Source organism: Micromonospora sp. WMMD729 (genome assembly GCF_049315225.1).
Taxonomy (GTDB): Bacteria; Actinomycetota; Actinomycetes; order Mycobacteriales; family Micromonosporaceae; genus Micromonospora.
Window position 1 is genome coordinate 103757 of sequence record NZ_CP186059.1, and the last position, 24777, is coordinate 128533.

The window sequence follows — 24777 nt, forward strand, 5'->3', positions numbered from 1 at the left end:
TCAGCCACGAAGTTCATCGCTGACCCGTGTCCGACCATGCTCGTCGAGCGGGCCCGCGAGCGGTGCGCCCCCACCGCGGGCGCATTGACAGCCAGGCACGACCGAGGAGACGAGGTGACGTCCGGGTGTCCCAGACCCAGGCAGAAGCGGCGGTGATGAAGCAGACCGCCACGAAGTTCGAGCAGGTGGACCAGTCGTTGCAGTCCATGCTGACCGGCCTGCTGGCCGAGTTGGAGGTGTTGCAGCAGGCCTGGCGCGGCGCCGGCGGGCGGTCGTTCGAGCAGGTCAAGCGGCAGTGGGCAGATGACCAGGCGGCGTTGCACCGCGCGCTGCGGGAGACCGCCGGTGCGATCCGTACCGCCGGCCGACAGTACGACGTCTCGGACGACGAGGCGGCCAGCCGGGTTGCCGGCACCAACCGCGGCGGCATCCAGCTGCCGCTCTGACCTGCCGGAAAGGTGTTCCGATGGACAACGGTGTGCTGGTCGTCAACTTCGCCGCGCTGCAACAGGCCGGCGCGGACATCCAGCGGGCGCTGAACACGCTCGACTCGCAGCTCGGCCAGCTCGAACGGGACGCCGCGCCGTTGGTGTCGGCCTGGTCCGGCGACGCCCGCCAGGCGTACGAGCAGCGCCAGGCGCGGTGGCGCTCCGCCTCCCAGGACCTGCAGGCGATGCTGCGTGCCATCAAGGTGGCGGTGGACGACTCCGCTGCCGACTATCTCGACACGGAGAAGAAGAACACCGGGCTGTTCCAGTGACGTCGGTGGGCCGGGGGCGCTGACCATGCCCGCGTCGGCGTCCCGGCCACGCCCGGGCGAGAGCCGCGGTGGCGACCGGGCCAGGTCAGGCCGGCTCGGCCGGTCGCCAACGTCGGCGTGCGCCCCGGGGCAGTACGAGGGCCAGCACCACCACGGCGACCGCCGTCACGCCGATCACCGCGCCGGCCAGCAGAGCCCGGTCCCGGGCGGTAGCCCGGCGGGCCTGGCGGGCGAGCGCCGCCGGATCGGCCCGGTCGTCGGCGAGCGCGGCGACCGACCGGGTTCCACCCGACCGACCGGCCGTCTCGGTGACCGCCCGGTAGGGGTTCAGCACGCCGGCGCCGTACCCGCCGCCGTGTCCCGGGCCGGGGGCCGGATCGGCCGTGGCGACGATCCGCTCCACCACCTCGGCGGCGGTCAGCTCGGGCCGGTACGCGCGCAGCAGCGCCGCGGTGGCGGCCACGAACGGCGCGGCGTAACTGGTGCCCTCGACCCGCTGGTGGCCCTGCGCGGGCGCGGCGACCAGCACCTCGCTCCCCGGGGCTACCAGGTCGACGTACGAGCCGGTCTGCGAGAAGGTCGCCCGCGCCCCGTCCGCTCCGATCGCGCCCACCCCGAGCACCCCGTCGTACGCGGCCGGGAACGGGCGCGGGTCACCGCTGTCGTGCAGGTTCCCCACGGCGGCCACCAGCACCACGTCCCGCTCGACGGCGTACCGGACGGCGGAGCGGACCTGCGGGTCGTCGGCGTACAGCACCACGGAGAGGTTCAGCACGTCGGCGTCGTGGTCCACGGCCCAGCGGATCGCGCGGGCGAACTCACCGGCACTGACCGTACGCCCCGACTCCCGGCCCTGCACCACCTGCTGCTCACTCACGCGTACCGGCAGGATCCGGGCGGCCGGCGCCAGGCCGTGGAAGGCGACGTCAGGCCGTGGCGCCGCCGCGATGATGCTCGCCACACCGGTGCCGTGACCGGCGCAGTCCCGGCTGCCGTCCCCGCCCGGTTCGAGCAGGTCGGTGCCGGGCAGAACCCGTCCGGCCAACTGGGGGTGTGCGCGGTCCACCCCGGAGTCGACGACCGCGACCGTCACCCCCGCGCCGGTGGTCAGCGGTGCGAGCCGCGCGGGGTCGTACCGTTGCTGGGGCCAGGGGGTGGCCTCGACCGGTCGGACGGGCGCCGGCGGGGTCGCGCAGGAGGGGGCCGAGCGGAGCGCGCCTGCGGCGACGGCCGGACCTGTCACACCGGTCAGCAACGCGACCGCCAGACCGGCCAGGACCGGGCGCGCAATCGACCGGGACATCGACGGCCTCCGTATCGTGTCGGCTCCGGAACGGGATGTTATCGCCTCGCCGTCGCCGGGGCGCACCGCCGCCAGCCAGCCATTGTGATCTTGATGCCACCTTGTAGGTTGTACGCGATACCTGTGGCCTGTTCTCGGGAGGAGAGGTGGCCGTGACCGAATGGGAGCCGGCCACGGAGGCCGAGGTGGCGATGCGGGACGCGCTGCGCGCCAACGACCAGGAGCTCTACTTCCGCCTCCTGTCCCGCACCGATCTGCTGTTGCCCGTCTCCACTCCCGCTTCGTCCGGGCAGGCCGCCGGCTGGGGCACCTGGACGACCGGTGGCCGCACGCACGTCCTGGCCTTCACCTCCGCCGCCGCGCTGCGCGCCTGCCTCGGCGAGCACGGGGGCACCCACCGCCGGGTCCCGTTCACCGAACTCGCACTCGGCTGGCCGAACCACGAGTGGTGGCTCGCGGTCAACCCCGGACTGCCCGTCGAGGGGTACCTGCCGTCCTGGTTCGTGTCCCAGCTGTCCCGGGGTGACGTCCGGCTGCCGGGCCGCGCGATGGGCGCCCGGGCCCGGCTGGAGCGGGCCGAGACCCTGTCCCGGTTCCGGGCGGGCACGACCGGTCGGGACGCCTCGCCCGCCGCCGGGTTCGTACCGCCCGCGCCGCCGGTCTCCGAGGCGGCGTCGCCCGCACGACCCGCGCCGAGGAGCACGCCTCCTCCGGTGGGTCCGCCGCCCGCCTCGGGCCGGCCCCGCCGCTCACCCGGCCCGGGCGACCTGCCGCACCGATCCGGCGTGGCGGACATGCCGGCCACCGGGGCACGCCAGCCGACCGAGCCGCCGCGCACCGTCCGGCCGGGGGCCGACCTCGGGCCGGGCGCGAGTCGCGCCGCCGCGTCCCGGTACGCGCCCCTGGCCGCCGACCGCACCCACACCCCGTCGACCGAGCAGCCGATTCCCCGCGCCGGCCGACCGTCCGCCATCCGGCCGGCCGGCGAGGCCACCGGTCCGGCCGCCGGTGACGGTCCCAACCAGGACGGTCGGCGTTCCTTCTTCGAGCCGACGTCCGGTCGTAAGTCGGGCCTGCCTCCGGGCGACGGTCGGACGGGCGACCGGGCCGTGCCGCCGTCGCGGTTCGGGCGCGGCAGTCAGCCCTTCCCGCGCCGCCGGCCCGCCGACGCGCCGGGCGGCGACAACGCCACCCAGGCATTCGCCATGCCCCCGCCGGACGCCCGCCGAGGGGCGTGGCCGCCCGCCGCCGACCTGGGCACATCGCGGGTGGTACGAGCGCCGCTGTCCGACGACGAGGCCACCCAGCCGCTGCCACCGCGGCGGCCTGACCCGTTGGCCGAGGAGCCCACCCGTGCGTTCCGGGTGCCCGGGCCCGTCAACGGTGCGCCGCCACCGACCCGCGCCGCCGAGCCGACGCCCGCGGCGGACGAGACCCAGGCGATCCCGCACAGCCGACCCGCCGAGCGGCCGTTCGACCCGGTGGAGGAGCTGCCGCCGTCGGTCGCGGAACCGGTCTCCGGCCCGCCCGCCCCCCGTCGCGGGTTCACGCCCATCGTCATCGAGGGCACCATCATCGAGTCCCGGGACCTCCTCGATCCGGACGAGGTCGGTCCCTTCTTCGACACCGCACGGCGACCCGGCCCGACCGCCACCGCCCCGCCACCGTTCAGCCCGCCGGTGCCCGGCCCGGCTGCCCCGGGCCGGTCTGCCGCTGGCCCGGCCATGCCCGGTCCGGTCGCGCCGGAGCCCGCTGCCTCGGCCGCCGCCGGTAACGCGGCGGACCTGCTCGATCCACCCGCCGTCACCCCGACCACCGACGCCGGCCTGGTTGGCCCCGGTCCGACCGGTGACGCCGACCTGGCCGGACCCGGCCTGTCCAGCTACGCCGGCCCGAGTGGCCCCGGACTGGCCAGTGACGCCGGCCAGGCCGGCCCCGGTCCCAGCAGCCACGCCGGCCTGGCCGACCCGGGTCTGGGCAGCGACGCCGCCGCCGGGGACTCCGGTTGGTCCCGGCCGGGGTACGAACCCGAGCCGGCCCGCCCGGGCTCCGACGCGGATGCCGCCGATCGCCGACCGGCCGACGAGCCGGCGACACCCCAGTTCCAGCCGGCGAACACCGTCGAGGAGGACCTGCTCGGCGCCGCCGGTGCCGGCAGCACGGACACCTTCCTGTCCACTCTGCTGCTGGCCCGCGTGCTGCTGCCGGCGGCGGCGGACTCGAAGCGGGGCAGCCGTCCCGGCGACCCGGGCTTCGTCTGGCGCACGGCCCGCCTCGACGGCGAGACGTACGTGGTGGTCTACACGTCGCCGGAGCGTCTCGCCGACCACATCGAGACCGAGGTCGACACGGTCCGGGTGAAGTTCGCCCAGCTGATCCGGCGCTGGCCCGACGAGGACTGGTCGTTCGCCGTCAACCCGGGCACCCCGGTCGGCGCGAAGTTGCCCGGTGACCAGATCGTCGCCCTGGCCAACTGGGCCGCCGAGGTGGGTCTCGGCGACGACCTGGAGGTCGACCCGGTGGAGCCGGCGGCCGAGGCGGAACCCGCCGCCCGTCCCCGGTACGCCCCGGCGGTGGTCGACCCGGCCCGCCCGACCGTCATGCAGAAGGCGATCGCGCCCAGCCAGCTCGCGTACTACCTGGAGCGGGGATACGACCGGGTCTCGGGTTTCGTGCACCGGGCCGGCGAGCTGGCCCACCTGACGACGCCGGCCGAGCTGCACGACGCGTTGGGCCTGAACTACCCCGGTTCGCCGTTCGTGCGGGACGCGGAGGAGATCTACGTGCTGCGCTGGCCGGCGCACCGGCCCAGCCTCTACCGGATTCCGTACGGCGGGCAGAACGAGGCGGCGATGCGCGCCATGGAGGGCTGGGTCATCGAACGCCCGCCGTTCCGGGGCAACGGCTTCGCCCCGGGCGAGAGCAGCGACGTGGTGGCGGAGTTCAAGGTGGACAGCGCTCGCCTCCCGCACGGCGCACAGCTCTGGCGGATCGGCGACGACGGCACCGAACGGGTGGTCGCGGTGCTCGACACCGACGCGGTCACCTGGCGACGGGTTCCGGAGGAGTGATGCGCGACGGTTACGTGGCCCGCTGGCAGGGCCGGGAGTACCAGGCCAGCCCGGACGGCGACGACATCCGCCTCTACCAGCCCGAGCCGGGCGACGGCTTCGAGGAGGTCCGTGCGGGCCGTTACGTCCGGGTGCTGCCGGCGAGCGAGATCGAGGATCTGGCGTACGTACGGACCACCTGCACCTGGCAGGGGCAGCCGTTCATCGTGCTCGGCGAGCACGACGCCTGGCTGCGTGTCGAGTACACGGGTGGTCGTTGGCCGGTGGCCGAGGCGATGCGGTTGGAGGTCTTCGACTTCGGCGTCTACCAGGGTTGGGCGCCGGCCGCCGAGGTGACCGACCTCCGCGAGCAACGGGTCTGACCGGTCACGACTTCGCCCAGCGCAGGATCTCGCCGAGCACCAGCTCCGGGGCCTCCAGGTGCGGGAAGTGCCCCACCCCGTCGAGCAGACGCCACTCGTACGGCGCGACGACGTACCGGCCGGAGCCGAGGGCTGTTCGTGGCAGGGCGGCGATGTCGGCCGCGCCGTGCAGTTGCAGGGTCGGGGTGACCAGCGGCTTCTGCATGAGGCGCACGAATCGGTAGCCGTGCAGCCGCAGCACCGACCGGAAGGCCCAGCGATAGCCTTCCAGCGCGCAGAACGCGGCCTGCGGAATGCGCATCGCCTCCCGGCAGCGCTCGGCGTACGCCTCGAAGTCCGCGCTGGCGGCCCAGCGCGGACCGGCCCAGCGGCGCAGGATCTCCCCGATGCCCGTCGCGCCGTCCCTGGTGAGCACGTGCTCGTAGCGGGGGAGCTGGAACTTCAATGCCGGCGTGGATGCGGCGAACTGGCCGCGCGGGTCGGCGAAAATGGCGGCGCGCAGTCGTAGCGGGTGGGGCGCGCCCAGGACCACCAGCCGACGGACCAGGGTCGGGTGGAACGACGCCACCGTCCAGGCGACCATGCCGCCGACGCCGCTGCCGACGAGCGTCGCCGAGCGCTCACCGAGGGCCCGGATCAGGCCGGCGATGTCGGCGGCGAGGGTGTAGCCGTCGTACCCCCGGGGTGGTTTGTCGCTGGCGCCGTAGCCGCGCAGGTCCACCGCGACCGCGCGGAAGCCGGCGTCGGCGACCGCGGGGAGCATCTGGTGCCAGGCCCACCAGTGTTCGGGAAAGCCGTGCAGGAAGAGCACCATCGGGCCGGTGCCGGCCTCGACCACGTGGAAGCGGCTGCCGTTGGCGCCGACGAAACGGTGCGTCCACGGTCCCTCGGTGAGGACGCAGGACTCGTCGACGGTCTCGCCGCGCTGGTCGGTCATGGTTGACAGCCTAGGACCCCGTCGGGAGGGGACCGCTTCGCCGGCCCGTGTCCGGCCTCGGCGGTCAGCCGACCGGGCTGATGTCGACGATGGTGGCCGGGATGCCCGGGCCGCAGTCGGCGGCCGGGTCGGCCGGGCCGATGGTCACCCGGACCGTCGTGCCGACGGCGAAGGTGCCCTTGCCGGTGCCGTGCAGCGCGTACTGCCGACCATCGTCCGTGAGGAGGCCGTAGCAGGGGCCGTCGCCGCCCCGGTTGATCCGTCCGGCCAGGGCGTTGGACTTGCGGGAGTCGGTCGGCGTGCGCGGCGGTCCGGTCGGCGGGCGCAGGGTGGGTAGCGGGGTCTGCGAGCGCGGTGGTCGCCCGGCGGGGGACGACGGTGTCGGGTCGTCCAGCCTCGGGTTGCTGGGCGTCGTCGGTGCGGTGGAGGACGGTGGCACGTCGGGCGAGGGAGTGCCGGACGGCGTCTGCTCGGCGGCCACGGCGCCTCCTTCGTCCCGTGTTCCGGCGCAGCCGGTGAGCGCCAGCAGGGTGGCCAGGCCGACGCCGGTCAGGGTGGTACGGGTTCGCGGTTGCACGGTGGTCGGACGTGCGGGGCCCGGTCGGGGTTCCCCGCAATGGGCGATGCCCGGGCAGGTGACCTGCCCGGGCATCGCCGTGGTGCGGGTGGTGCCTGATCGAAGGATCAGCTGAAGCGGACAGTGGTGTTGATGCCGTCCTGCGACATGACCTTGATCTTGGTGCCGGTGGCGGGGAGCTTGACGCCGTGGTTCGGCAGCTCCGGGAACCAGTACTGCTTGGTGTCGTCGAACAGCGGCTGCGCCGCCTGGCCACGGACGTACTGGGCCTGACTGTTGATGTGCAGCGTGAACGAGTCCGCCTTCTTCAGGCTGAACGGCGCGTCGTAGACCTGGACGCGGGCCCGCCAGGGGGCGCCGGTCAGGTTGTAGGACGGCTCCGGGTGAGCGTCGATGATCATGTTGCGACCCTCACCCGGGTGCTCGAACGTGTCGTTGTCCGCCCACCGCGTGTTCCAGTAGGAGATCAGCAGACCCTCCTGGTACGCGTAGTGGTCGACCCAGTCCGGGCGGGTGTTCTGGTAGCCGAAGTAGTACGGGCCGGTCTTCAGGTACTTGTCGTACGAGGTGTACGACCGGGTGCCGGCGATGTAGAAGTTGTCGAACTTCTTGGTGTAGGTCGCCGAGGCGATCTCGAACTTGCCGGCGAAGGTCCAGCCGTTGGCGCCGTTCTCGCCGCCGTCGGTGAACACGGTCTGACCGTCGGCGGTCACGGTGATCGCGTCACCGTAGAAGCCGCCCCGGGACACGCCGCCGTCGGTCTGGTAGCGCAGCCGGAACTGCACGACCTTGCCCGCCGCCGAGTTCATCGGGATGTTGACGTCGACCCACTTGCCGCCGCTGGAGCCGTCCAGGGCGAAACGCCCGGGGGAGATCTCCTTCAGCGGGTTGCCGTTGACCGTGCCGGGCAGGGTCGCCCAGGTCTTGCCGCCATCCGTCGACGCCTCGAAGAACAGGTAGTCGAAGTTGGCTTCGATGTTGTAGCGGCCCTTCATGGTCAGGGCGGCCGACGACTTCCCGGTGAGGTCCAACGTCCGGGTCATCGTGCTGTTGATGTTGTCCTCGTTGCCGCTGAAGAACTGCTTGCTGCCCTCGAACGGCGCGCCGTTCGAGAAGGTGTAATCCCGCTTCGGGAGTACGACGACCGCGGCCTGCGCCTCGGGCGAGTTGTACTCCTGCGGGCCGAGGACCAGCGTCTTCTTCTGCCCCGCGACGACCGTCTCGTAGTCGAGCCAGCCGAGCTGGAGCTTGTTCCACGCGCCGAGGTCGCCACCGCGCTCGCCGATGCCGCCGTCGTTCTTGGCGCCGAGCCGGCTCTGGGCCATCAGGGTCCAGTGCTCGTTGTTGTTGTCGCCACCGTTGATGACGTTGTAGTCGTCCGGCAGACCGAGGTCGTGGCCGTACTCGTGGTAGAAGACGCTCCGGCCACCGTTCTCCGGCTGGATGGTGTAGTCACCGATCCAGACGCCGGTGTTGCCGATCTGGGTGCCGCCGCCCGGGAAGGTGTCCGGGCCGGTGTTGCCCTGGTCCGAGGCGAAGGCGTACCAGCGGTGGCTCCAGATGGCGTCCTCACCCTGGATCGGGTCACCGTCGGCCTGGTCGCCGCCGGAGTGGACGATCTGGAAGTGGTCGATGTAGCCGTCCGGCTCGTTGAAGTTGCCGTCGTTGTCGTAGTCGTACCGGTCGTACTGGTCCATCGACTTCACGTCGGCGGCGATCTGCGCGTCGGTGCGGCCGGCGGCCTTCTGGTCGGCGACCCACTGGTTGGCCGCGTCGCGGACCAGGTCCCAGGTGTTGTCGCAGACGTTGCTGTCGCAGACCGCCGGGTCGTTGGCCGGGTTGGCGGTGTCGTCGTCCGCGATCGGGTCGTCGGAGCGGCCGTACCGGGCCTCGTTGTACTTGACCTTGACCCAGTCGGTGACCTCGCCCTCGACGCTGTAGCGACCCGAGGACTGGGCCTCGTAGTACTGCTTCAGCGACTCGTCGCCGGGGTTGGTGCCGAAGTAGAGCTGCCGGTAGTGGTCCGCGGTGTAGTCCGGCTGCCAGACGGTGGAGTTGTCCACCGACCGGTTCGGCGCCGGGATCTCGTTGTGCAGCGGCCCGTCGAACTTGGTCGGCCCCGCGGTGTTGGGGTCGATGTTCTTGTCCGGGTAGTCCGGGTGCCGCTCGTTGCCGAACTCGGCAAGGATCACGAAGATCTTGTCGGTCCGCTCGCGGGAGAGCTCGACGTACTGGTCTTCCGTCTGGGCCGTACCTGCACCAGCGGTGCGGGCGGCGGCCCCGTCGGCCTGGGTCTTGCCGACCTTGACGACCGTGCTGCCGTTGACCTTCTCCGCCTTGGCCTTGCCGGACAGAACCTTGCTCAGGCCCTCCTGGCGCAGCGCTCGCCGCTTGTCCTCCAGCGGGTTCGGCAGGTCGTGGTCGGCAAGGGCGGGCTCGGCGACCGACGGAGCGGCCGTCGGCAACTTCGGCTGCGGCGCGGCACTGGCGGACGGTCCGAACGCCAGCCCTGTCGCCGTCAGTGAAAGCCCGAGCAGACCCACTGCGACTTTGCGCACGTGGTACCTCCGGTGTGAGGGAACCGACCCAACGGGGGTACGGGCCGGTGATAGATCGATCCCACTAGTGGGACCAATGGTGAACATAGACACTGCCGGGACGGGTGGGAAGATGTGCGCGTCGATTTGTTGCAAGATTTTGTTGGGAACGCTTTTCACCGTCACACCCCCGCGCTTCATCTGCGCTCGAGGAGGGGTGGTGTTGATCGGCGACACTCGCAGCGATGTGTTTCGATCAATAAGATCAGCGGAAAACGGCAGTGGGGCCGGTGGCGTTCCCGCCACCGGCCCCACCATCAGTTGCCGAACTCGCTAAACCGTCACTTCTTCGCCGGGGTGACGTAGATCGTGGCGGACGAGTTGTCCTTCGCGGTCTTACGGATCGTCAACGAGACGCCGTTCTGCACGCCCGCGTCGGCCGGGTTGCCGGTGCCGAGCACGATCGCGCCGCCGCCAAGCGTCACGCCGTAGAACTCCGGCGCCGGGCTACCGTCCGGGTTGGTCACCCGGGTGGTGTACGGCGCATTGCCACGCGACGGCACCACTACGGAGGCGTCGTTGTCCCGGGCGTACGCGGCACCGTCACGGATCTCGATGCCCGGGTACCAGCCCTGGGCGTCGGTGAAGCCCTTCACCGGCTTCTGCGCCTTGAACTTCGTGCAGTACGCGCTGTACGGCTCGCCCGCCGCCTCCAGGCACTCCGTGAAGGGGTACGTCTTCTGGAGCGAGAAGGCCGCGTTCGACGACTGCGGACGGCTCGGCAGGTTGTCCGTCACCGACGGGTCCTTCTCGGCCGCCGTGCCGGTACGCCGGTACGGCTGGAAGTGCGAGTCGACGATGAGCAGCCCGCCCTTGGCGCCGTAGCTGGGCAGCGCGGTCATCTGCCCGGTGACGTGGTTGACGTCGCCCAGCGCGCTGTCCCGGTACCACACCAGCATGCCCGGCGCGTTGTAGGAGATCCGGTCGACCTTCCACGCGTCGCGCGAGTAGATGGTGTCGTAGGCGTACTTCAGGCCCTTGTCGAAGCCGTCGAAGTTGCGCCACTCGGCCAGGTAGTACTGCGCGTGCACCTCGGTGCCGCCGGAGACCTTCCAGCCCGCGCCGGTGGTGTCGACGAAGGTGCCACCGCTGGTCTCCCAGCCGTTGGCGCCGCCCTCGACGTCGTCACTCCAGGTCGTGGCGCCGCCGCCGGTGACCGAGAAGTCGTCGACGAACCAGTTGCGCTCCTCGAACGCCTCATCGGTGGCCAGCCGCAGTCGCAGCTGGACGGTCTGGCCCGCGTACGCCGACAGGTCGACGTAGTCGTGACGCCAGCCCTCGGTGCTGCCGGTCAGGCCGTACTTCTTGCCACCGAAGTCGTTCATCCGGCCGTTCGGGTCGCCGTAGTTGTCCGGCGTCGTGACGACCGTGCCGCCCTCGGCGTACACCTTCTGCTCGGACCAGGTGGCGCCGCCGTCGGTCGACAGCTCGACGAAGCCGAAGTCCCAGTCCTCCTCGATGATGTAGTTGTTCCACATCCAGAACTTGGCGTCCGCGGCGTTCGGCACGTCGACGGAGCGGCTGAGCTTGACATCGGCCCAGCTCTGGTCGTTGTTGCTGTGCCACATCTTGGTGCCGCTGTGCGGGGTGGCCAGGACGGTCACCTTGTCCGGCAGGTCGACCTTGATGCCGTCCTCGGCGTCGATCGGCGTACGCGAGGTCTGCCCGAGCTTGACCTCACGCGGGTTGGAGCCGGGACGGATGGTCAGCGGGTCGGCCCAGCCGAGCACCCACTTGTCCCAGATGCCCATGTGCGTCGGCAGCGCCTGGAAGATCTCACCCGAGTGCGAACCGGAGGCCATCAGGTCCCAGAAGTCCACGTCGGAGTCGGCGTTGCCGGAGGTGTCGTAGAGGTCCGGCAGACCGAGGTCGTGCCCGAACTCGTGGGCGAAGACGCCGACGCCGGCGTCCTCCGGCTGCACGATGTAGTTCGACACCTTCAGGCTGGTGCCCGGGATGGTGTAGCCACCCGGAACCGAGGAGGAGTGCGCCCAGACGGCGTACACGCCCTGGTCGCCGCCGCCGCTCGACTTGCCCTTGCCGGCGTGCACCAGCACGAGGTGGTCGATCACGCCGTCCGGCTCGAAGAGGTTGCCGTCACCGTCGCGGTCGGCCTGGTCTTCCTTGTCGTAGTCGGCCCACGGGAAGGTCGGGTCCTTGGCGGCGAGCGCCGCGATGGCGTCGGTCGCCAGCCGGCCCGCGCCGGCCGGGTTGTCCGGGTGGCCGTTCATCGACTGCTCGCGGCCGGGCACCCAGTTGCCGTTCTCGTCCTGGGTGCAGCGGTTGGCCGCGTACCAGCCCTCGGAGTGCGGCACGGTGATCCACGGGCTGGCCTGCCCGTCGACCGTGTACGCGTTCTTGGACATCTCCAGGTACATGTTGTGCATCGTGCGACCGGAGATGTCGATGCCCTTCTTGCCGTCCGGGCCCTTGAGGTCCGTGCGGACCCGCTCGGTGATGCCCTTCTTGCTGTACAGCATCTTGTTGTAGTGCGACGGCGAGAAGTCCGGCACCCAGAACGTGTTGTTGTCCTCGTGCGGGAGCCGCGCCGGGTCCGGGAGCTTGTTGTGCTTCGGCCCGTTCTGCACGGTGCCGGGGACGCAGGTCCGGTCCTCGAACACGGTCTTCGGGACCATCACGTTGGTGAAGTCGTCGTTGGCCTTGTCGTTGAACTCGACCAGCAGCGTCAGCAGCTTCGCCGTCTGCGTGGTGGGCGCCTGCTTGATCTGGCGCGGGCTCTTGCCCGTCTTGATCGACTTCGCCTCGATCTGCGCGAGCTGGCGGGCGGTCACCGGGTTGCCGCGCGCGTGCTTCTGGTCGAACGCGCGGGCGTCGTCGACAGCGGGGGTGTAGACGCCGTTCTTGCCCTTGACCTCGCGGCCGGTGGTGTCCGGCTGCACCTCGGGCTCGGCGTAGTTGATGTAGTACTCGTCAGCCCCGATCACCGCCCGGGGGGTGGTGGACGGCTGTGCCGCCGCACTGCCACTCACGGTCAGTGACGTGGCCGCGAGGGCGATGACGGGCAGCGCGACGAGTAGTCGTCGACGCGACCCCGGATGGGAGTTTCTGTTCATGCCGCTCCGTTTCTCGGGCATGGGCGAGGGAAGCCGGCAGACACCGGGCACGCAGCGTCGCGTCGAGGGCCAACCGACCTTCGTGAAACTAAATGAGAATCCAGCCGAACAACAGGAACGTGATGCAGGCGTTATCCGCAGAACCGTCCGCCAAGGTCGGGTGGGACGGTGGAAGGTCCACAAAAGATGACGGTGGGTGATGGTCCGCGCGGACCATCACCCACCGTCGGGGTACGTCTGTCGTCAGTCCTCGTCGGACTTCGTGCCACTCATCCCGGAGGAGATCAGCTCCATCACCGAGGAGTCCTGCAAGGTGGTGACGTCGCCGAGTGAGCGGTTCTCGGCCACGTCCCGCAGCAGCCGCCGCATGATCTTGCCGGAGCGGGTCTTCGGCAGCTCCGGCACCAGCATGATCTGCCGGGGCTTGGCGATCGGGCCGAGCGTCTTCGCCACGTGGTTGCGCAGGTCCGCGATGAGCTGCTCACCCGCCTCACCGCTGATGTCCGTGCTGCCGCGCGGGATGGCGAACGCCACGATCGCCTGGCCGGTGGTCGGGTCGGTCGCGCCCACCACCGCCGCCTCGGCCACCGACGGGTGCGACACCAGCGCCGACTCCACCTCGGTGGTCGAGATGTTGTGCCCGGACACCAGCATCACGTCGTCTACCCGACCGAGCAGCCAGATGTGCCCGTCGTCGTCCTTCTTCGCCCCGTCGCCGGCGAAGTACACCCACCCGCGGTGGCCTTCGGCCCCCGCCTCCCGCCCAGACTCGACGCCTCCGGCGCCTGCACCGAACCGCGACCAGTACGTCTCGATGAACCGGTTGTCGTCACCCCAGATGGTGCGCAGCATCGACGGCCACGGCTCGCGCAGCACCAGGTAGCCGCCACCGCCGTTGGGCACCGACTGGCTCTGGTCGTCCACCACGTCGGCGACGACGCCCGGCAGCGGGGCCATCGCCGAACCCGGCTTCGTCGCCGTCACCCCCGGCAGCGGGGAGATCATGATGGCGCCCGTCTCGGTCTGCCACCAGGTGTCCACGATGGGCAGCTCACCCCGGCCGACGTGCTGCCTGTACCACATCCACGCCTCGGGGTTGATCGGCTCGCCGACGCTGCCCAGCAGGCGCAGCGACGACAGGTCGAAGCCGGCCGGGATGTCCTCGCCCCACTTCATCATCGTGCGGATCAGCGTGGGCGCCGTGTAGAGGATGCTCACCTGGTACTTGTCGACGATCTCCCAGAACCGGCCCTTGTGCGGGGTGTCCGGGGTGCCCTCGTACATGACCTGGGTGGCGCCGTTGGAGAGCGGCCCGTACACGATGTAGGAGTGGCCGGTGACCCAGCCGATGTCGGCGGTGCACCAGTAGACGTCCGTCTCCGGCTTCAGGTCGAAGACCGCGTGCGTCGTGTACGACGCCTGCGTGAGGTATCCGCCGGTGGTGTGCAGGATGCCCTTCGGGCGGGCGGTGGTGCCGCTGGTGTAGAGGATGAACAGCGGGTGCTCGGCGTCGAACGGCTGCGCGGTGTGCTCGGCCGACGCCGTCTCGACCGTCTCGTGCCACCAGTGGTCCTTCTCCGACCACGCCACGTCCTCGCCGGTACGGCGGACGACCAGCACGTGCTCGATCGACGGGCAGTTCGCCACCGCCTCGTCCACGGTCGGCTTCAACGCCGACGGCTTGCCCCGCCGGTAACCGCCGTCTGCGGTGATCACCACCTTGGCGCTGGCGTCCTGGATGCGGTTGCTCAACGAGTCGGCCGAGAACCCGCCGAACACCACACTGTGCGCCGCGCCGATCCGGGCGCAGGCCAGCATGGCCACCGCCGCCTCCGGAATCATCGGCAGGTAGATCGCCACCCGGTCGCCGGCGGTCACCCCCAGGTCGGTGAGCGCGTTCGCCGCGCGGCAGGTCAGCTCGTGCAGGTCGGCGTAGGTGAGGGTTCGGGTGTCACCCGGCTCGCCCTCCCAGTGGATGGCCACCTTGTCGCCGCGGCCCGCCTCGACGTGCCGGTCCAGACAGTTGTACGCCACGTTGAGCTGCCCACCGACGAACCACTTCGCGAACGGCGGGTTCGACCAGTCGAGCACCTCGTCCCACTTCTTCGACCAGGCCAGCCGGTCGGCCTGCTTCGCCCAGAAGGCGAGCCGGTCGGCCTGCGCCTCGGCGTACGCATCGATGGTGACGTTGGCGTGCGCGGCGAGTTCGGCCGGCGGGGGGAACTGGCGCGTCTCGTTCAGCAGATTGGCCAATGCCTCGCTCATGCCGTGACTCCTCGTCCTCGGGGTGACCTGCGTCTCGCTGGGCACGAGGGTAGTCGCGGGTCCCCCGGCCGGCGACCGCTGCCCACCTCATCGCGCCGAGCGGCCGCCGCCACGCGCCCGACGGCCCGGCGCAGCCGGGTGCGCGCCAACGCGGGTCGGTGCGAGCGGGCGCGGGTCGGTGCGAGCGGGCGCCGGCCGCTTGATCGACACGAGATCGCCGCAGTCGGGGTATCCGGGCCGCGTTGATAGCCCCACTTCGGTGAAGTCGTGTCGATCTTGCGTGGCCAGCCCCTGGCCAGCCCGTGGCCCCTGGCCGCGTGGTCCGGGTCGCCTTGCGGGCGGGTGTGGGCCGCTCGGCCCGGTCGGCTCGCTAGCGTGGCGGGGTGACCACCGACCCGCTCGCCCCGCTGCTCGCGCTCGCCGACATCGCCGCCGCCGTCGATCGGGCCCGCGAACGCTTCGACCAGGCGCTCGGGCACCGCGCCCTGCGCCGCCACGGCGGCCAGGTCGCGGCCGAGGTCAGCCTGCGCTCGGCGGTGGCCAGTGCCGCGCTGGAAGGGGCCGTCCACGAGCGCGAGGAGGTACGCGCCGGCACGGTGACCGAGCCGGTGCTCCAGGGGGCGCTGCGGGTCGCCGGTGCCCTGCCCGGCCTGAGCGAACTCTGGCCGAAGGCGCCCCGGCAGGCCCTCGCCCGGCTGCACGTCCTCGCCGCCCGGGACATCGTGCCGGAGTCCGAGCTGGGTCGTCCGGTCGCCGACCCGGTGGTCGCGGCCCGCCTCGACGGGCTGGCCGCCCTGGTGGCCGGCGGGACGAAGGTCTCCCCGCTGGTCCTGGCCGCCGTCGTCCACGGGGAACTGCTCAACCTGCGCCCGTTCGCCGGGCCGTCCGGCGTGGTGGCGCGGGGCGCCGCCCGGCTGGTACTGCTCGCCAGCGGTCTCGACCCGCGCGGCCTGCTCGCCGTGGACGTCGGGCACGCCGACCGCGAGCCCGAGTACGTCGGCTCGGTCGGTGCCTTCGCCACCGGCACCCCGGACGGGCTGCGCTCCTGGCTGCGGCACTACATGGCGGCCGTCGAGGTCGGCGCCGACCAGCTCACCACCATCGGCGACGACATCCTCGCCGCCGCGTGAGCGGTGCCTCAGTCCCGTCGCGTCGCCCGGTTGACCTTGGCCTGTAGCGCGCGGCGGGCGATCGGCCCGAGGTCGTCGACGATCTCCATGAGGAGCGCGAGCTGGTCGAGCGCGGCCATCGCCCGGTCCGCGCCCGCCGGGTCCACCCCGTCGTAGAGTTCCAGCCCGATGAACGCGGCCGAGACCGCGCGGGCCAGGCCGGGCACGTCGGCCACCTCGGCGAACGGGGAGCCGGCGAGCAGCCTCCGCAGGACCTGCTCGATCTCGTCCACCCAGAGTTGGAGCGCGCCGGCGGTGGGGGCGGCCATCCGCTGATCCGCCTGTGCCCCGGCAAGCATCTGGGCCAGGAAGGTGACGTTGCCGAGTTGGCGCTCCTCCTCGTGCAGCGCCCGCCCGACCGCGAGCAGTTCGCGCAGCGAACCGGTCGAGGCCAGCCGTGCCGACCAGTGCGCGACCCGTTCGGCCGTGCTGACCCGGCAGGCCGCCGCGAGCAGGTCGTCCACCGTGCCGAAGTGGTAGAAGACCAGCGCCTGGTTCACGCCTGCGGCGGCGGCGATGGTACGGGCGGACACGCCGGCGATGCCGTGCTCCCGGATGGCGGCGATGGCGCCGTCGAGGAGACGCTGCTTGGTGTCGGACATGGCTCTCCTCTCGGACGGGCCGGATGCGGCGGTGCGATCATCGCATCGGTCACCAGTTGTGCCAGCCAGGCGACCCCGGGCAGCCGTAATGTCCAGCCGACCAGGGCCCAGCCGAGATGGACGTGTTCGAGCGAGCGGGCGACGGCGGCCACCCCCCGTTCCGTGTGGCCGTCGCCGCCCACGTACTCCGCCCGCCACAGCACGCGCTCGTGCTCCCGGGCCGCCCGGATCCGCAGGCCGACCGGATGCCGCCGGGCCACCGCCCGCCAGATGGCCGCGCAGGGTCCGCAGTCGTCGTCCAGCCACAGCACCGCCGGCGGTTCCGAGGGGTACGGCCGCCAGCTCGGCCACCAGTCGCGTACCTGCCGCCGGTAGGACCGCCAGGAGTCGCCGTACCGCGTGCGCAGGTCGTGGTGCTCGTGTGGGCCGGCCACCGCCATGCCGAACGCCGTCGCCGACACCGCGCCCAGCGCCAGGGCGCCGCTTCCGGTCACCGTCGCGGTGAACAGCAGCAGCAGTACGGCGACGAGCTGCATCGGGTTCGCCAGGTACGCGTACGGGCCGGTGGTGACCAGCCGGCGCGGCGGATCCCACGGGTAGGGCGTGCCGTCACCCCGTACGGCGAACTCTGTGACGGCGGCCAGCGCCGGTACGGCCAGCAGCAGCGCCACCTGCGCCACGACCAGGATCCCGGTGCGGTCCAGCCCGAGCAGCCCGGCCCACGACCCGTCGCCGGCCTCGAACGCCACGGTGGGGACGAGCCAGAGCAACAGGGCCGCGAAGACTCCCACCTGGAGAAGCGCCCGGGCGCCCAGGTGCCGGCGGTCGGCGCACCAGCGACCGAGCAGTTGGGCGGGCAGCGCCACCGCGAGCAGGCCGGCGATCTCCCCGACGAGCCAGTGTGGACCGAGGTCGACCAGCGGGTGCAGCGCCGGCATCGCCACCGCGTCGACCCAGAGCAGCAGGCCCAGCGTGACCGGCAACGGCAGCACCCGGCGGAGCAGCACCGGCAACGGGCCCCAGAGGGCCGCCCAGCCGATCCAGAGGTCCACCGGAATGCCCCGGTACGCGCCGTCGACCGGAGCGAAGGCGTACCAGCCGGTCCGGCGGGCGACCTCGTGCAGCGCGGCGATGCCGATCCCGGCGGCCAGGAACGCCAGCAGCCCCGCGGCCCGGACCGAACGGTCCCGCTCCCGAGCGCCGACGGCCAGCACGGCCGCCAACGGCACGACCAGGCTCAGCCAGCGAGCGACCGTCATTCGAGGGCCAGCATGTCGAGGAGGTGCCCGACCCCGGCGCCGAGCAGCACCTGCTGGATCGGACCGAAGTACCAGGACGGGTCCAGGCCCCGCGTGTAGTCGACCCGGATCCGAATCTCCGTGTGCCCGGGGTCGACCGCCCGCCAGCTCAGCGCCGCGTGCCGCCAGGTGAACCAGCGCGCGGTGATGGACGTGTCCTCGACGAACCCGAAGTCCACCCGCCCCGGCGCGGCGTTTTCCACCGTGGCGAGCAGGTGGCCGCCCGGTCCGTGCGCGCTGCCGTGGTAACCGAACATCCACCGGTCACCGACGTCGAGCCCGTCGCCGCTGACCTGCCCGGGCGTGGGCACCCCCAGGACCCGCAGCGGCACCGACCGGACGTCGGTCGGGCGGGGGCCGGCAGTGAGACGTTCGGCCACCTGGTCCGCCGGGAGTCCGACGACGCGGGTCACCTCGACCGTCTGCTCCGGCGCCACCCGGGGAGCGATGCCGCTGCCCTCCAGGCCGGGCAGGAGCAGCAGGGGTACGGCCACGAGGGCGTACGGGCGGTTCGCCTCCCGCAGGGCGCGGACCAGCGCGGTGGTGCCGTGCGCCACCCCGTAGACCAGCGGGGCAGCCAGCAGAACGCAGATCGCGCCCTCGTGCAGGGCCACCGACGCCACCAGGAGCGCCACCGTGGTGATCGCGAAGACCCTGCCGTGAGCGGTCCGCTGGGGTGCGAGCGCGAGGGCGGCGGCCAGGAGCACCGGGAGCGCCACGAAGAGCACCGCGCTGTCGGCCCGGCCCTCCCGCACCACCAGGACGAAGACGACCGCCCCGAAGAGGGTGATCAAGCCGGCCAGGGTCCAGTGCGCCCGTGTTCTGCGCGGTGTCGGTTCAACGTCGTCGGTCATGCTGATCTCCCCGTGTTTTGAGCGATCGCTCAAGCGGAGGGTACCCGCTCTTGAGCGACTGCTCAAGAGCGCGTGCAGGCGGGGATTATCGGCAAATAGCGATAGACAAACTTCGAAACCACTCGACGCGCCGGCGCGACGGCGAAGGGGCCGCCTGGATGCCGGTGTGCGCAGCCTGTTTCGGGCCGTGGTGCTGCGGCTGCTGGGGGCGGCACCCGACCGGCGTCGTCGGAGCGGCGGCGGTCGTCGTCCGGGGGGAGCGTCGAAGAGGCTGACCGGGTGCCGCTGTGCCTCGCCGACCGGCGTCGTCGGGCGGCGGCGGTCGGCGTCCGGTTTCCGGACGGAAGGTGGGTCAGGCCGTGGTGGCGGCGGCCCGGGTGCGGCGGTGCCGGCCGTACCAGGCGATGCCGATGGCCACCCCCACGCCGACCCCGAGAGCTGCCGCCGCCACCGGGACGGCCGGCCGCTCCCGCCACCGGCGGCCCAGCGGAATCGGGTGCCGGAACTCCAGCACCGGCCAGGCGTTCTCCGAGGCCAGCTTGCGTAGCTGCCGATCCGGGTTGACCACGCTCGGGTGCCCCACGCACTCCAGCAGCGGACGATCGCTGTACGAATCGGAGTAGGCGTACGAGTCGGCCAGGTCGTAGTCCCGGACGGCGGCCAACTCGGTGACCGCCTCGACCTTGCTCGGACCGGCCGCGTAGAACTCGACCTCACCGCTGTACCGGCCGTCCCGCACCGTCATCCGGGTGGCGATCACGTCGGTGACCCCGAGCAACTCGCCGATCGGGCGGACCATCTCCTCGCCCGACGCCGACACCAGCACCACGTCCCGCCCGGCCGCCTGGTGCTCCTCGATCAGGGCGGCGGCTTCGGCGTACACATAGGGGTTGATCAGCTCGTGAAGTGTTTCCGCGACGATCTGGCGGACCTGTTCCACCTGCCAGCCCTTGCAGAGCGCGGCCAGGTAGTCCCGTGTTCGGGCCATGGTCTGCTCGTCGGTGCCGCCCAGCCGGAACATCAGCTGCGCGTACGCCGACTTGACCACGTCACGCCGAGTGATCAGCCCGTCCCGGTAGAACGGCCGACCGAACGCCAGGGCGCTCGACTTGGCGATGACGGTCTTGTCCAGATCGAAGAAAGCGGCACTTCGGCCCACGGCGCGAAAGTCTAGCCGGATGGTCTATCGTCGGCGGGTGCCCGGGGTCAGGCCACCCCTTGGACCTGCGGACGGGTACCCCCACCACCGCTCAGCGTGACCGTGCTCACATTCAGCGAGGAGATTTTCGCGCTGAGTGGAGTGAACACCACTCGACGTGACGGGCCCGCTCAGGCAGACTTGTCCGCACGACACGCTTTCACATCCCGAAACAGACAGACCCTCGGCGGTTGCACCCCCCGTGACCGCTGAGTGGTTCGGCTCGACCCCCCCGGAGCCGAACCGTTGACGACCCCCGTCTCCCCCCGACGGGGGTCGTCCCTTTGTTGGGGAGCGCTCCCGATCCTCCTGCTGGGCTGCGAGTCAGCGGGCGCGGAAAAGCTCGAGGAGCCTGGCCAGGTCACGTGAAGTGTGCCCGGCGGCTCCGACAGTTTTGCGGCGCGGTAATCGTCGGGCCTCGCGCGACACAAGCCAGGGTGAGAGTCGCCGAGGCAATGGGGGTTCGGGTGGGTCCACCAGGGGAGCGTGACGAGGTCTGGTTCACCAGCCTCTACGTCGCCGAGTACGCGCACATCGTCAGGTACGGCCTGCGCCGCCTCGGTGACGCCGACGCGTCGGCGGAACTCGCCCAGGAGGTGTTCGTCGTCGCGTGGCGGCGGCGTCGGGAGGTGCCGGACCGAAGCTTGCCCTGGCTGTACGGGGTAGCCCGGCGTCTGTTGTCCAACCAGTGGCGCTCCCGGCGGGCCGCGCCGGATGTCCTGCCGATCGCGGACGCCGACCTGACACCGGTGGCCGGTCCGTCCGGTGCGGACGTGACCGTGGGGGTCGCCGACCTCCGGACCGCATTGGCGACCCTCAACGACCTTGACCAGGAGATCCTGCGGCTCGTCGGCTGGGAGGAGTTGACGGTCTCCGAGGCCGCGCAGGTCCTCGGCTGCACCCGAACGACTACGGCAGTGCGCCTGCACCGCGCTCGCCGTCGACTGGCCGTGGCGATGTCGAGCCGGCCGGCTCGTCCCCGCCGTCCACTGTTGGCGACCACCCGAGAGGAGCTGTGATGTTCGGAGTGGCACGTACCCGTACCCTCATCGGCCCGTCCGACCCGGCTCGGGGCGCGACCGTCGCGCCGCCGGCGGTCGCGGCCCGCGAGTTGATCGACCGTGCCGGCGTCGCCGAGGCGGCGGAGCATCGTCGCGTACGCCCGACTCGCCGGCTGGTCCTGACGGCCGGGACGCTCGCGGTGGCGGCCGGCGCCGCGGCCGCGCTCCGGCCGGTCGGCGACAGCCCACCGGATGTTCCGGGTGTACCCGGGGATGCGGCGGGCCTGGTGCTCGTGCCGGTCGCGTACCAGTTCGACGCCGACCCGCCGGCTGCCGGCCCGCGGCTGCGCGCTATGGCCAACAAGATCAAGGACGCGGGGTACGACAACCGCGGCGGGCGCTACATGTACCACCACACGAAGGTGTGGGGGGACCCAGTGATGAGTTCGCCCGATGACCGTTACCACGTCGCTTTTGTTGGCGAGACGAAGGTGTGGCAGGCCGCGGACGGGACCGGCAGCCAGGCCAACACCCAACAGGAGCCGCAGTATCCCGACGAAGAGTCCCAGGCGTACTGGCAGCGCAAAATCCCCCAGGGCCCGGCCGATTCCTCCGAATGGTCGCTGATTCCGCTGCCGCCGATGGAGCTGACGCCACCACCGGCCGATCCGGTGCGATTGCGGGAGCTGCTCAAGATTGAGTACGGCCCGGGGTCGGCGAGCAAGGCGGTCGGCACGCTCTACGCGGGGTATGTCATACCGCGCGCCACCCGAGCGGAGATCCTGCGGGTCCTCGCCGAGCTGCCCGGCCTGCGCTGGCGGGGGCAAGTGACCGATCGCGCCGGTCGGGCCGGCGTCGCGGTCACGTACGACGACCGGCAACACGACGTCCAGTCCCTCCTGATCTTCGATCCGAACACGGGTGGCCTGCTCGCCCACGAGATGCTGACGCTCACGCCGGTACGGCTCAGCGCGTATCAGATGATCATTGACACCGCCTGGACCGACCGCGTCGGCTGACCGGCGATATTCGGGGCCGCTCTCTCGGGAGCGGCCCTGCGGTGTTTTCGCGGCAGCGCCGCTAGCTGCACGAATGCCCGTGCGCATAGCAGATCGAGAGCCTCGGTGGGCGTTGTCCACAGGCTCCAAAGTTGTCCACAGGCGGCCCGTTGCCGGGCGCGGCGCGGGCTCATGGCGAGCAGGGTCGGCGGTGCATCCGATCCCGACCGCTGGAGGCCGCGATGGCACCCCGTACCTCCGTTCCGCCGATCCGACGGCTCCCACTGGTCGTCACCGGGGACGGCGACCTGCTCGACGACCTGCTCCGGCTCGCCGCCGCCGGTGGCACCGAGGTGGAACTCGCCCCCGATCCGGCCGCCGCGCGCACCCGGTGGGCCGCCGCGCCGCTGGTGTTGCTCGGTGTCGACCAGGCGCAGGCGTGCCTGCGGGCCCGACTACCGAAACGGCCTCGGTTGGTGTTGGTGGGCAGGGCCGGTCAGATCGACCCCGGCTGGCAGATCGCCGAGCTGATCGGTGCCCAACACGTCGCCGCACTGCCCGCCGCCGAGCCGTGGCTCGTGGACCGCCTGGCCGAGCATGGCCCCGACCAGCCGGCCGGCCCGGGCGCGCGGGTCGTCGCGCTCTTCGGGGGCCGGGGTGGTGCGGGGGCGAGTGTGCTCGCCGGCGGACTCGCCGTCACCGCCGCGCGAGCCCGACTGCGCACCCTGCTCATCGACGCCGATCCGCTCGGTGGCGGCCTCGATCTCGTCCTCGGCTGGGAACAGTTGGAAGGGCTGCGCTGGCCGTCGCTCACCAGTGCGGACGGGCGGGTGGACGCCCCCTCGCTGGTCCAGGCCCTGCCCAGTCGAGGTGACCTGGTGGTGCTCTCCTGGGACCGCGGCGAGATGCTGGCCCTGCCCGCCGCCGCGATGGCGGCGACCGTCGACGCCGCCCACCGTGGCCGGGACTTCGTGGTGATCGACCTGCCCCGGCAGCTCGATGATGCGGCCGTGGTCGCGTTGCAGGCGGCCGACCAGGCGTTCGTCGTCGTACCGGCGGAGTTGCGTGCCACCGCGGCCGCCGCCCGGGTGGTGGCCGTGGCCGCACCGCACTGCGACGCGCTCTCGGTGGTGGTGCGCGGGCCTGCCCCGGGTCGCCTGCGCGCGACCGAGGTGGCACGGGCACTGGGTCTTCCGCTCGCCGGCACGCTGCGTCCCGAGCCGGGGCTCTGCCGTGGGTTGGAACGGGGCGAGGCTCCGGCGGCGGCCGGCAAGGGTCCGCTCGCCGCCCTGTGCCAGCGGATCGTCGCGGACCTCACCGGCGCTGCGACCGGTGCGGCATGAGCGGCCGGCCGGGGGACACCTCCTTCGCCGCGCGGGTGCGGCAGCGGATCGTGGCCGCCACCGACCCGGTCACCCCGGCGGCGATCGTGTCCGCCGTACGCGCTGAGCCCACCGCTGCGGTGTTGGGCGACACCGCCGTCCTGCGGATCGCCGACCGGGTGCACGACGACCTCGTCGGCGCCGGGCCGCTCGCCCCGCTGCTGGCCGATCCGGAGGTGACCGATGTCCTGGTCAACGGTGTTCGCGTCTGGGTGGACCGGGGCGCGGGGCTGCGTCAGGTGGCGATCCCGTTGGGCTCGGTCGAGGACGTGCGCCGCTTGGCGCAGCGCCTGATCGCCAGCGCGGGTCGGCGGCTCGACGACGGCGCCCCGTACGCGGACGCTCGACTGCCCGACGGCACCCGCCTGCACGCCGTACTGCCGCCGGTGGCGACCGATGGCCCCTACCTGTCCCTGCGGACGTTCCGGCACCGCCCGTACACCCTCGACGAGCTGGTGAGCCAGGGAACGGTGCCGCGACCGGTGGCACCGCTGCTCACCGCGGTCGTCGCGGCCCGGCTGGCGTACCTGGTCACGGGCGGCACCGGCTCGGGCAAGACCACCCTGCTCAACACGTTGCTCGGATTGGTGCCGGCCACCGAACGGATCGTCCTGGTGGAGGACGCGGCGGAGTTGCAGCCGGGGCATCCACACGTGGTCGGGCTCCAGGCGCGTACCGCCAATGTCGAGGGGACGGGCGTGGTCAGCCTCGGCGACCTGGTTCGGCAGGCGCTGCGAATGCGTCCGGACCGCCTGGTGGTCGGGGAGTGCCGGGGCGCCGAGGTGGTCGACCTGTTGGCCGCGTTGAACACCGGCCACGACGGCGGTGCCGGCACGCTGCATGCCAACACCCCGTCCGACGTACCGGCCCGGCTGGAGGCGCTCGGCCTGCTCGGCGGACTGCCCCGCGCCGCGTTGCACGCCCAGGTGGTTGCAGCGCTTCAGGTGCTGCTCCAGGTACGTCGCGGTGATCAGGGCCGTGTCCTCGAATCGATCTGTCTGTTGCTCCCCGATGGTCCGGACCGACTGGCCACCGTGGTGCCCGCCTGGGTACGTGGACGAGGGTTGGGCCTGGCCGCCCGTGCGTTCGGCGCGCTGCTGCGGGACCGAGGCGTCGCGGTTCCGCCGATCCTCAGCGAGCCCTGGCCCGGATCGGCAGGTCCGGCATGAACCTCACGATGATGCTGGTCGCAGCGTTGCTGCTGACCGCCGCGACCCTGGTGATCTGGCGGGCGAGGAACGTCCGGGACCGCCGACGTCGGGTGCTGACGCCGACCCGGGCAGCCGTCGTTGTCGACCCGGACGACGCCCTGGTCCAGTGGATCAGGGA

General features: G+C 72.0%; 19 protein-coding genes. 9 read left to right on the forward strand and 10 right to left on the reverse strand.

Annotation, left to right across the window (positions count from 1 at the left end; genetic code table 11):
* The first annotated feature begins 125 nt into the window (after positions 1-125).
* Complete coding sequence (locus tag ACN263_RS00465) at positions 126-446, forward strand: WXG100 family type VII secretion target (protein ID WP_422737864.1); 321 nt, start codon at positions 126-128, stop codon at positions 444-446.
* A 20-nt stretch (positions 447-466) separates the two neighbouring features.
* Positions 467-760 carry a WXG100 family type VII secretion target gene (locus tag ACN263_RS00470; protein WP_422737865.1) on the forward strand — a complete coding sequence of 98 codons (294 nt, stop codon included), beginning with the start codon at positions 467-469 and terminating at the stop codon, positions 758-760.
* An 85-nt stretch (positions 761-845) separates the two neighbouring features.
* Here ACN263_RS00470 and mycP read toward each other — a convergent pair whose 3' ends face one another.
* Complete coding sequence (gene mycP / locus ACN263_RS00475) at positions 846-2063, reverse strand: type VII secretion-associated serine protease mycosin (RefSeq protein WP_422737866.1); 1218 nt, start codon at positions 2061-2063, stop codon at positions 846-848.
* Between the two features lie 152 nt (positions 2064-2215).
* Here mycP and ACN263_RS00480 point away from each other — a divergent pair, with 152 nt between their 5' ends.
* Together ACN263_RS00480 and ACN263_RS00485 are read left to right on the forward strand one after the other, a co-directional pair.
* Positions 2216-5134, forward strand: a complete 2919-nt coding sequence (locus ACN263_RS00480; protein ID WP_422737867.1) for an SseB family protein — start codon at positions 2216-2218, stop codon at positions 5132-5134.
* Positions 5131-5496 (forward strand): hypothetical protein, encoded by a 366-nt coding sequence (locus tag ACN263_RS00485; RefSeq protein ID WP_422737868.1) that lies wholly within the window; start codon positions 5131-5133, stop codon positions 5494-5496. The genes ACN263_RS00480 and ACN263_RS00485 overlap by 4 nt, the downstream gene beginning before the upstream one ends.
* A gap of 4 nt (positions 5497-5500) precedes the next feature.
* Here ACN263_RS00485 and ACN263_RS00490 read toward each other — a convergent pair whose 3' ends face one another.
* The 5 genes from ACN263_RS00490 to acs all read right to left on the reverse strand — a co-directional run bounded on the left by ACN263_RS00490 (position 5501) and on the right by acs (position 14946).
* Complete coding sequence (locus ACN263_RS00490; protein WP_422737869.1) at positions 5501-6433, reverse strand: alpha/beta fold hydrolase; 933 nt, start codon at positions 6431-6433, stop codon at positions 5501-5503.
* A gap of 64 nt (positions 6434-6497) precedes the next feature.
* Positions 6498-7010, reverse strand: coding sequence for a hypothetical protein (locus ACN263_RS00495; protein WP_422737870.1), 513 nt, complete (start codon positions 7008-7010; stop codon positions 6498-6500).
* Between the two features lie 107 nt (positions 7011-7117).
* Positions 7118-9553: an immune inhibitor A domain-containing protein gene (locus tag ACN263_RS00500; protein WP_422740892.1), complete on the reverse strand. Its 2436-nt coding sequence runs from the start codon at positions 9551-9553 to the stop codon at positions 7118-7120.
* Between the two features lie 335 nt (positions 9554-9888).
* Positions 9889-12681 carry an immune inhibitor A domain-containing protein gene (locus ACN263_RS00505; RefSeq protein ID WP_422737871.1) on the reverse strand — a complete coding sequence of 931 codons (2793 nt, stop codon included), beginning with the start codon at positions 12679-12681 and terminating at the stop codon, positions 9889-9891.
* Between the two features lie 243 nt (positions 12682-12924).
* The gene (gene acs, locus ACN263_RS00510; RefSeq protein ID WP_422737872.1) at positions 12925-14946 is read right to left on the reverse strand and encodes an acetate--CoA ligase; all 2022 of its coding nucleotides are present in this window, start codon (positions 14944-14946) and stop codon (positions 12925-12927) included.
* Between the two features lie 383 nt (positions 14947-15329).
* On the opposite strand from acs, the gene ACN263_RS00515 reads away from it, so the two are divergent.
* Positions 15330-16076 carry an oxidoreductase gene (locus tag ACN263_RS00515; RefSeq protein WP_422737873.1) on the forward strand — a complete coding sequence of 249 codons (747 nt, stop codon included), beginning with the start codon at positions 15330-15332 and terminating at the stop codon, positions 16074-16076.
* An 8-nt stretch (positions 16077-16084) separates the two neighbouring features.
* On the opposite strand, the gene ACN263_RS00520 is transcribed toward ACN263_RS00515, so the two are convergent.
* From ACN263_RS00520 to ACN263_RS00535, 4 genes are all read right to left on the reverse strand, one after another.
* On the reverse strand, positions 16085-16717 hold the full coding sequence (locus ACN263_RS00520) for a TetR/AcrR family transcriptional regulator (RefSeq protein ID WP_422737874.1): 633 nt from the start codon (positions 16715-16717) through the stop codon (positions 16085-16087).
* On the reverse strand, positions 16612-17976 hold the full coding sequence (locus tag ACN263_RS00525) for an isoprenylcysteine carboxylmethyltransferase family protein (protein ID WP_422737875.1): 1365 nt from the start codon (positions 17974-17976) through the stop codon (positions 16612-16614). The genes ACN263_RS00520 and ACN263_RS00525 overlap by 106 nt, the downstream gene beginning before the upstream one ends.
* On the reverse strand, positions 17973-18869 hold the full coding sequence (locus ACN263_RS00530) for a hypothetical protein (protein WP_422737876.1): 897 nt from the start codon (positions 18867-18869) through the stop codon (positions 17973-17975). The genes ACN263_RS00525 and ACN263_RS00530 overlap by 4 nt, the downstream gene beginning before the upstream one ends.
* A 352-nt stretch (positions 18870-19221) precedes the next feature.
* Positions 19222-20028, reverse strand: a complete 807-nt coding sequence (locus ACN263_RS00535) for an HAD family hydrolase (protein ID WP_422737877.1) — start codon at positions 20026-20028, stop codon at positions 19222-19224.
* A gap of 506 nt (positions 20029-20534) precedes the next feature.
* On the opposite strand from ACN263_RS00535, the gene ACN263_RS00540 reads away from it, so the two are divergent.
* From ACN263_RS00540 to ACN263_RS00555, 4 genes are all read left to right on the forward strand, one after another.
* Positions 20535-21086 (forward strand): RNA polymerase sigma factor, encoded by a 552-nt coding sequence (locus ACN263_RS00540; RefSeq protein WP_422737878.1) that lies wholly within the window; start codon positions 20535-20537, stop codon positions 21084-21086.
* Positions 21086-22087 carry a CU044_5270 family protein gene (locus tag ACN263_RS00545; RefSeq protein WP_422737879.1) on the forward strand — a complete coding sequence of 334 codons (1002 nt, stop codon included), beginning with the start codon at positions 21086-21088 and terminating at the stop codon, positions 22085-22087. Before ACN263_RS00540 ends, ACN263_RS00545 begins: the two co-directional genes overlap by 1 nt.
* A 221-nt stretch (positions 22088-22308) precedes the next feature.
* Positions 22309-23409 (forward strand): septum site-determining protein Ssd, encoded by a 1101-nt coding sequence (gene ssd, locus ACN263_RS00550; RefSeq protein ID WP_422737880.1) that lies wholly within the window; start codon positions 22309-22311, stop codon positions 23407-23409.
* Positions 23406-24617 carry a TadA family conjugal transfer-associated ATPase gene (locus ACN263_RS00555; RefSeq protein WP_422737881.1) on the forward strand — a complete coding sequence of 404 codons (1212 nt, stop codon included), beginning with the start codon at positions 23406-23408 and terminating at the stop codon, positions 24615-24617. The genes ssd and ACN263_RS00555 overlap by 4 nt, the downstream gene beginning before the upstream one ends.
* Positions 24618-24777 lie beyond the last annotated feature (160 nt).

Excerpts from the sequence above, each read along its gene's own strand:
- mycP (WP_422737866.1), bottom strand. The coding sequence starts at position 2,063 with ATGTCCCGGTCGATTGCGCGCCCGGTCCTGGCCGGTCTGGCGGTCGCG.
- ACN263_RS00490 (WP_422737869.1), bottom strand. The coding sequence starts at position 6,433 with ATGACCGACCAGCGCGGCGAGACCGTCGACGAGTCCTGCGTCCTCACC.
- ACN263_RS00530 (WP_422737876.1), bottom strand. The coding sequence starts at position 18,869 with ATGACCGACGACGTTGAACCGACACCGCGCAGAACACGGGCGCACTGG.
- ACN263_RS00545 (WP_422737879.1), top strand. The coding sequence starts at position 21,086 with ATGTTCGGAGTGGCACGTACCCGTACCCTCATCGGCCCGTCCGACCCG.
- acs (WP_422737872.1), bottom strand. The coding sequence starts at position 14,946 with ATGAGCGAGGCATTGGCCAATCTGCTGAACGAGACGCGCCAGTTCCCC.
- ACN263_RS00505 (WP_422737871.1), bottom strand. The coding sequence starts at position 12,681 with ATGAACAGAAACTCCCATCCGGGGTCGCGTCGACGACTACTCGTCGCG.
- ACN263_RS00470 (WP_422737865.1), top strand. The coding sequence starts at position 467 with ATGGACAACGGTGTGCTGGTCGTCAACTTCGCCGCGCTGCAACAGGCC.
- ACN263_RS00525 (WP_422737875.1), bottom strand. The coding sequence starts at position 17,976 with ATGACGGTCGCTCGCTGGCTGAGCCTGGTCGTGCCGTTGGCGGCCGTG.
- ACN263_RS00555 (WP_422737881.1), top strand. The coding sequence starts at position 23,406 with ATGAGCGGCCGGCCGGGGGACACCTCCTTCGCCGCGCGGGTGCGGCAG.
- ssd (WP_422737880.1), top strand. The coding sequence starts at position 22,309 with ATGGCACCCCGTACCTCCGTTCCGCCGATCCGACGGCTCCCACTGGTC.
- ACN263_RS00520 (WP_422737874.1), bottom strand. The coding sequence starts at position 16,717 with ATGTCCGACACCAAGCAGCGTCTCCTCGACGGCGCCATCGCCGCCATC.